7 protein-coding genes are annotated in these 6597 nt (G+C 70.5%); all 7 read right to left on the bottom strand.

Features of this window, described 5'->3' with window-relative positions; translation table 11 throughout:
- Positions 1–44: 44 nt before the first annotated feature.
- Positions 45–1724, bottom strand: a complete 1680-nt coding sequence (locus ABNT58_RS26865) for a response regulator (protein WP_348756439.1) — start codon at positions 1722–1724, stop codon at positions 45–47.
- A gap of 2 nt (positions 1725–1726) precedes the next feature.
- Entirely contained in the window at positions 1727–3187 is a 1461-nt protein-coding gene (locus ABNT58_RS26870; protein WP_348756440.1) for an ATPase domain-containing protein, read from the bottom strand.
- 81 nt (positions 3188–3268) lie between these two features.
- Positions 3269–3460: a hypothetical protein gene (locus tag ABNT58_RS26875; protein ID WP_348756441.1), complete on the bottom strand. Its 192-nt coding sequence runs from the start codon at positions 3458–3460 to the stop codon at positions 3269–3271.
- Between the two features lie 116 nt (positions 3461–3576).
- Positions 3577–4239 carry an ankyrin repeat domain-containing protein gene (locus ABNT58_RS26880; RefSeq protein WP_348756442.1) on the bottom strand — a complete coding sequence of 221 codons (663 nt, stop codon included), beginning with the start codon at positions 4237–4239 and terminating at the stop codon, positions 3577–3579.
- Positions 4236–5024: a TatD family hydrolase gene (locus ABNT58_RS26885; RefSeq protein WP_348756443.1), complete on the bottom strand. Its 789-nt coding sequence runs from the start codon at positions 5022–5024 to the stop codon at positions 4236–4238. The genes ABNT58_RS26880 and ABNT58_RS26885 overlap by 4 nt, the downstream gene beginning before the upstream one ends.
- 3 nt (positions 5025–5027) lie before the next feature.
- Positions 5028–5396, bottom strand: a complete 369-nt coding sequence (locus tag ABNT58_RS26890; RefSeq protein ID WP_348756444.1) for a PilZ domain-containing protein — start codon at positions 5394–5396, stop codon at positions 5028–5030.
- Positions 5397–5467: 71 nt separating this feature from the next.
- Positions 5468–6523, bottom strand: a complete 1056-nt coding sequence (locus tag ABNT58_RS26895) for a DNA polymerase III subunit delta' (protein WP_348756445.1) — start codon at positions 6521–6523, stop codon at positions 5468–5470.
- Positions 6524–6597: the final 74 nt, after the last annotated feature.

The raw sequence follows: 6597 nt of genomic DNA on the forward strand, positions 1-6597 counted from the left end.
ATCAAAGACTTGGCGAACGACGCTGCTCTCCAGCTCGCCCGCCCTCACGGTCCGACACCCACCTTCAACAACCGCTGCACCGCCGCCAGCCAGGCCTCTTCGGTGTAGGGCTTGCTCAGCAGCGGAAAGCCCGCCTGGCTCACGCGCTCGGGGGCGCCGGCGTAGCCGGAAGTCAGCAGGATGGGCAGTCCGGGGTGCAGTTCGCGCAGGCGCAGCGCCAGTTCCACGCCGTCCATGCCGCCGGGCATCAGCACGTCGGAAAACACCAGGTCGTGGCCGGTGAGGTCGGCCTTCAGCGCCTCGGCGGCCGAGCGGGCGCTGCTGGTCTCGAAGCCCAGCGCGCGGATCATGGTCTCCACCGCCTCGGCCACCGCCGGGTCGTCTTCCACCACCAGCACCCGACGCGGGCGGTCCATCGCGGGCGCCGCGGCCGGCGCTTCGCTGCCCCGCTGCACCACCGGGCGGTCGGTGGTGGCGGCGCGTGGCAGCCACAGCCCGATGGTGGTGCCAGTGCTGCCCGTGCGCAGCACCGCAGCCGCACCGCCGCTCTGGCGTGCAAAGCCGTAGACCTGGCTCAGGCCCAGGCCGGTGCCCTTGGCCGGCGCCTTGGTGGTGAAGAAGGGCTCGAACGCCTGGCGCGCGGTGTCTTCGCTCATGCCGCTGCCGGAGTCGCGCACCTCGATGCACACGAAAGCCTCGTCCGCCGGCCGGGCGCCCTCCCCGCCGCTGGCCAGGGCGGCGGCCAGGGCGGGGGGTGGCTCGTCGGCATTGGCCACGGCCACGTCGATGGTGCCGGGGCCGTGGATCGCGTCCTGCGCATTCACCACCAGGTTCATCACCGACATTTCCAGCTGGGCCACGTCGATGGTCACCGGCCAGGTGCCCGGCGCCACACGCACGGTCAGCCGGATTTCCTGCCGCACCGCACGCTGCAGGAATTCGCCGAAGGCGGCCATCACGCTGGCCAGGTCCACCGTCTGTTCGACCAGCGGCTGGCGGCTGGCAAAGGCCAGCAGCTGCTGCGTGAGCTTGCTGCCCCGCGCCGTGGCCTGCTTGATGGTGGTCAGCGCCTTGTGCTGCAGCTCCGGCCGCGCCTGCGCCCGCTGCGCCAGCGTCACGCTGCTGTTGACCACCTGCAGCAGGTTGTTGAAGTCGTGCGCCACGCCGCCGGTGAGCTGGCCGATGGCTTCCATGCGCTGAGACTCCACCAGCTGCTGCTGCGTTTCCTGCAGCTGGGTGAGCGTCTTGCGCAGCGTGCGGGTGCGCTGGCGCACCTGGTCTTCCAGGTGCTCGGCCGAGGCCGACAGCCGCGCCATGTGGTCGGCCAGCACATGCTGGCGCCGGCGGCTGCGCACCGCGGCGGCCACGGCGCTGAGCAAGGTTTCCCAGCGCAGCGGCCGCTGCAGCAGGGTGACGTGGCCCAGCCGGTCGAACAAGGCCTGCCGCTGCGTGGCGGTGCCGCTGACGCGGCGCGAGGTCAGCGCGATCACCGGCAGGTCGCTCCAGGGCGGCTGCTGCGCCAGGCAGCTGGCCAGCACCTCCACCGGCCCCGGGCCGCAGGCTTCTTCGGTGATGACGAGCGCGCCGGCCTCGCGGCCGACCGCTTCGCAGACTTCTTCCACCGTGGTGCAGCACACGGCCCGCAGCTCCAGGTGGGCCGCGACCTCCACCAGCACCTCGTCGTCGTGCCGCGAGCCCGTGAGGATGAGCAGGCGTTCCTGCATGGTCAGCAGGCAGGCAGGGTCGCCGCAAGGTCGGCCTGCATCGCATCGCCGATGTGCAGGCCGCCGCGCGCCAGCGTGAACGCATGCGCCCGGCTGGAATGGCGGCCGGTGCGGTTCTTGATGACGGTGATCGTGCGCCGCAGGTCGTGGCCGGCCTCGTGGTAGCGCATCAGCACCACCGCGTCGCTCAAGAAGGACAGGTCGATCGGCGACTCCAGCGGCTCCACCACGCCCCGCTCGGCCAGCACCATCAGCGTAACCACACCCTGGTGCGACAGGTAGGTCAGCAGCTCGTGCAGCTGCAGCATCAGCGCCTGTTCCTCGGGCATGGTCTCGAGGTAGCTGTTCAGGCTGTCGATCACCACCATCGAGGCGCCGTTGTCCTCCACCTGGCGGCGCACCTTCCACACGAATTCACCGGGCGAGATGCGCGTGGGATTGGCGCGCTCCCAGTGCATCGCGCCGCTGGCCACCAGGGCGTTGAAGTCGAAGCCCAGGTGCTCGGCGCGCTCCTGCGCACTGGCCTGCGCCTCGTCGAACGAGAAGTAGGCGCTGCGCTGCCCCCCGCGGGCCGCGGCCTGCAGCAACTGCATCGCCAGCGTCGACTTGCCGACGCCAGAAGGCCCGGTGAGCACCGTGGTGCTGCCGCGCGACAGGCCACCGCCGAACAGCGCGTCCAGCTCGGCGCTGCCGCAGGACTGCACCTCGCGCGGATGTCCGGTTTCGTGCTCCTGCGCAATGAGGCTGGGAAACACGATCAGCTGGCCGCGCTGGATGACGAAGTCGTGCCAACCGCTCTGGAAGTCGCCGCCGCGCATCTTCACCACCCGCAGCCGGCGCCGCGCGGCGCCATAGCTGCGCTCGGTCATCTGCAGGCTGACCACGCAGTGCACCATGGCCTGCAGGTCGTAGTCGCCGCCCTCGGTCATGTCGTTGAGCAGCAGCACGGTGGCGCCCGACTGCAGCAGCTGGCGGCGCAAGGCCATGATCTGCCGCCGGTAGCGGTTGGGCTCGGTGGCCAGCAGCCGCACCTCGGCCAGCGAATCGATGACCACCAGCGTGGCCTGGGTGTGCGCCACCGCATCGACGATCTGGTCGATGGTCTCGCCCAGGTCCAGCTCGCTGGGCTCGAGGATGCTCTGGTCGAGCCCCCGGCGCGATTGTTCGGGCGCCAGTTCCAGCACCTCGATGCCCTTCAAGTGCCAGCCGTGGCTGGCTGCGCTGGCCGCGAGTTCCTCGGCGGTCTCCGACAGCGCCACATACAGGCCGCGCAGGCCGCGGTCGCGGCCGGCCACCAGGAACTGCGTGGCCATCGTCGTCTTGCCGGTGCCGGGGCGGCCTTCCACCAGGTGCACCCTGCCCTTGCCCACGCCACCTCGCAGCACCAGGTCCAGTTCGGGGATGCCGGTGGGTATCCGCTCGAGCTGTTCGCCCTCGGCGATGTCTGCACTTGCTACTGTCATGATCCCTCCTGCGGGAGGGCCTGGGCAATCAGCGAGCCTGGGACAACAAAAAGCCGCCCTGTGGGCGGCTGGGTGCGGGGTTCAGACTTCGCCGTCTTCGGCGTCATCGTCGCCGTAGTCGATGTCGTCGTTCTTCGGAATCAGCGGCTTGTCCAGCGGGCGGCAGATGCGGCTGCTCAGGCGGGCCAGGCGCTCCGAGCGCTCGACGGCGCGCAGCACCACGTCGGGGTTGATCATCAGGGCAAAAGGATTGGCGGCAGCCGTCTTGATCATCGTTCTCTCCAGACGCCGGCACCATGCCCGCGATGAAAGAACTTTACGAAGCAGCCGAACGCCGCAACAGTCGTCCTCGGGCCAAAGCCCGCGTCGGAAGATCGCTGACAGGGGCGTCAGCGCATCAGGGACTTCAGCCGGTCGGCCAGGTTGTCGCGGTCCTGCGAGCGGGCCATGTCGGCCGCGGTGTAGCCGGCCTGGTTCTTGGCCTTCACGTCCACGCCGCGCGCCAGCAGGAGGTCGACGGTGCGCTCGTCGCCATTGCGGGCGGCCATCATCAGCGGCGTGGTGCCGTTGGGGCTGAGGGCCGACACATCGCCGCCCTGCGCCAGCATGAACTGCAACATGCGGTGGTCGGGCGCGATGGCCGCGTAGTGCATCGGCGACCAGCCCGGCTTGTTGACCTTAGCGCCGCGCTTGACGAGCCGCTGCGCCCAGTCGAGGTAGCCGCGCATCGCGGCCATCATCAGCGGGGTTTCGCCCACCGGGTTCTCGGCATTCACGTCCAGCTGCGGATGGGCGAAGAGGGCCTCGGCCGCCTTCAGCGATTCGTCCTTGAAGGCCAGCGACAGCGCCACCTGGCCGCGCGGGTCGCGGGCATTGGGGTCGAAGCCGCGCGCCAACAGGTCGCGGATGATGTCCGGCGCGTCGATGTTGATCGCGCGGAAGAAGTCTTCGTAGGAGCCGGCACGCGCGGGCAGCGCGGCCAGGCCGGCCAGCGAGGCGGCGCCGGCCAGCAGCAGGCGACGGTGCATGGCGGTGTGCAATGGCAGGCTCATGCGGCCACCCCGAAGAGCCGCTCGAAGTTCTCGCTGGTCACGCGGCCGATTTCCTCGGCGCTGCAGCCCTTCAGCTCGGCCAGCTGGGCGGCCACGTGGGGCACATAGGCCGGCTGGTTGACCTTGCCGCGGAACGGCACCGGCGCCAGGTAGGGGCTGTCCGTCTCGATCAGCAGCCGGTCCATCGGCACCCAGCGCGCCACCTCGCGCAGGTCTTGCGCATTGCGGAAGGTGAGGATGCCCGAGAACGAGATGTGAAAGCCCAGATCCAGCGCCGCACGCGCCACCTCGGCCGTCTCGGTGAAGCAATGGAACACGCCACGCGGGGCTTCACCCGGGCCGGCGCCCTCCTCCCGCAGGATGGCCAGCGTGTCGTCACTGGCGCTGCGGGTGTGGATGACCAGCGGCTTGCCCAGCGTCCGCGCCGCGCGGATGTGGGTGCGAAAGCGCTCGCGCTGCCAGGCCATGTCTTCGATGCTGCGGCCGTTCAGGCGGTAGTAGTCCAGGCCCGTCTCGCCGATGGCCACCACGCGCGGGCGGCTGCCGAGGTCCATCAGGTCTTCGTAGCTGGGCTCGCGCAGGCCTTCGGTGTCGGGGTGCACGCCGGCGCTGGCCCAGAAGTTGTCGTACTGCAGCGCCAGCGCATGCACCGCGTCGAACTCTTCCAGCGTGGTGCAGATGACCAGCGCGCGGTCGACCTGGGCTTGCGCCATGGCGGCGCGGATGTCGGGCATGCGCGGGGCGAAGTCGGCCATGCTGAGATGGCAATGCGAATCGACGTACACGGGTCAGATGGTTTGCGTGGGCTTGGCCGATTGCACCGAGGTGCCGAGGATTTCCTCGATCTTCAGCTTCATCACGCGGGTTTTTTCGTCGGTGGGAAAACGCACGCCCACGCCCTGGGTGCGGCCGCCCGAGGCATTGGCCGGGGTGATCCAGCCCACCTTCCCGGCCACCGGGTAGCGCTGAGGGTCGTCGGGCAGCGACAGCAGCAGGTAGATCTCGTCGCCCAGCTTGTAGTCGCGCGTGGTGGGCACGAACAGCCCACCGTCAGAGAACAGCGGTACGTAGGCGGCATACAGCGAAGCCTTGTCGCGGAACACCAGCTGGATGACGCTGGGCCGGCCGCTGGCGGCGGGCGCGGTGCCCTGCGTCATCGGCGCGGTTACCGGTGTGGCAGTGGCGCCAGGCGCAGCGCCGGGGCGTGCAGCGGGTTCGTTCATCGTGCTCAGAGTGTACCGACGCGCCCCCGGCCACCGCCCCGTGGGGCCGGAGCCGCCGCCGGCCACACGCCGCGGCCTTCCAGCACCAGCGATTCGATCAGCAGCGAGGCATTCCAAGGATGCTCGTCATGCCGCGCGGCACGGCGCAGCGTGGCCTGCCAGGCATTGAGCGCCGGCAGCTGCGCGCCCGGCGGCAGCTGCGTGGCCTCGAAGTAGCGAGGCTCGCCGCCCACGGCCACCACCGTCAGGTCGTGGCAGAGCTTTTGCAGCGCGTCGATGGCGCGCGGCAGCGGCCAGGCCGTCAGCGCCGCCGCCTGGCCGGCGCGCAGCGCCTGCGGCAGCCGCCGCCACTGCGCGGCGTCGATGCCGGCCTGCAGCATCGCCAGCGCTTCCACCGGCTGCTCGCCGGCGGCGGCGTACAGCACTTCGGCCTCCTGCACGCCCTGGCTGGCCAGCCATTGCAGCGCCATCGCCCGCTCGGGCCGCGGCAGCAGCAGGCGCTGGCAGCGGCTGCGCAGCGTGGGCAGCAGCGCCTCGGGGTCGCTGGAACACAGCAGCAGCTTGAGGTTGCCGGGCGGCTCTTCCAGCGTCTTGAGCAAGGCATTGGCGGCCACCAGGTTCATCGCCTGCGCGGGGTGGATCACCACCACCTTGCCGCGCCCGCGCGACGAGGTCTGCTGGCTCCAGTCGATGGCGGTGCGCACCGCCTCCACCTTGATCTCGCGGCTGGGCTTGGCCTTCTTGGCGTCACTGTCGCGGGCGCCCTCGCCGTCCATCTGCCAACCCAGCGGCTCACGCAGCGCGTCAGGAATCAGCAGATGGAAGTCGGGGTGCATGCGGGCCTGCATCAGGTGGCAGGCGGCGCAACGGCCACAGGGGCGCGGGCCGGGCTCGGCCGCTTCGCACAGCCAGGCCTGGGCCAGCGCAATCGCCAGTTCAAACTGGCCGACGCCGCCGGGGCCATGCACCAGCGTGGCATGGCCGCGCACGCTGGCCAGGGCCTGGTCCAGCACCGGCCGCAGCCAGGGCAGGCCCAGTTCGCCGTCGGGGCCGATCACCATGTGCGCTGCTCCAACACGCGCAGGATGTCCTGCCACACGGCTTCGCGCGGCTGGCTGCTGTCGATGCGGGCAAA

It is taken from the genome of uncultured Aquincola sp. (assembly GCF_964001545.1).
In the GTDB taxonomy this organism is placed as follows: Bacteria; Pseudomonadota; Gammaproteobacteria; order Burkholderiales; family Burkholderiaceae_C; genus Aquincola.

Bases quoted from the DNA above. Each gene is read 5' to 3' on its own strand.
- ABNT58_RS26865 (WP_348756439.1), bottom strand. From the start codon at position 1,724: ATGCAGGAACGCCTGCTCATCCTCACGGGCTCGCGGCACGACGACGAG.
- ABNT58_RS26870 (WP_348756440.1), bottom strand. From the start codon at position 3,187: ATGACAGTAGCAAGTGCAGACATCGCCGAGGGCGAACAGCTCGAGCGG.
- ABNT58_RS26875 (WP_348756441.1), bottom strand. From the start codon at position 3,460: ATGATCAAGACGGCTGCCGCCAATCCTTTTGCCCTGATGATCAACCCC.
- ABNT58_RS26880 (WP_348756442.1), bottom strand. From the start codon at position 4,239: ATGAGCCTGCCATTGCACACCGCCATGCACCGTCGCCTGCTGCTGGCC.
- ABNT58_RS26890 (WP_348756444.1), bottom strand. From the start codon at position 5,396: ATGACGCAGGGCACCGCGCCCGCCGCCAGCGGCCGGCCCAGCGTCATC.
- ABNT58_RS26895 (WP_348756445.1), bottom strand. From the start codon at position 6,523: ATGGTGATCGGCCCCGACGGCGAACTGGGCCTGCCCTGGCTGCGGCCG.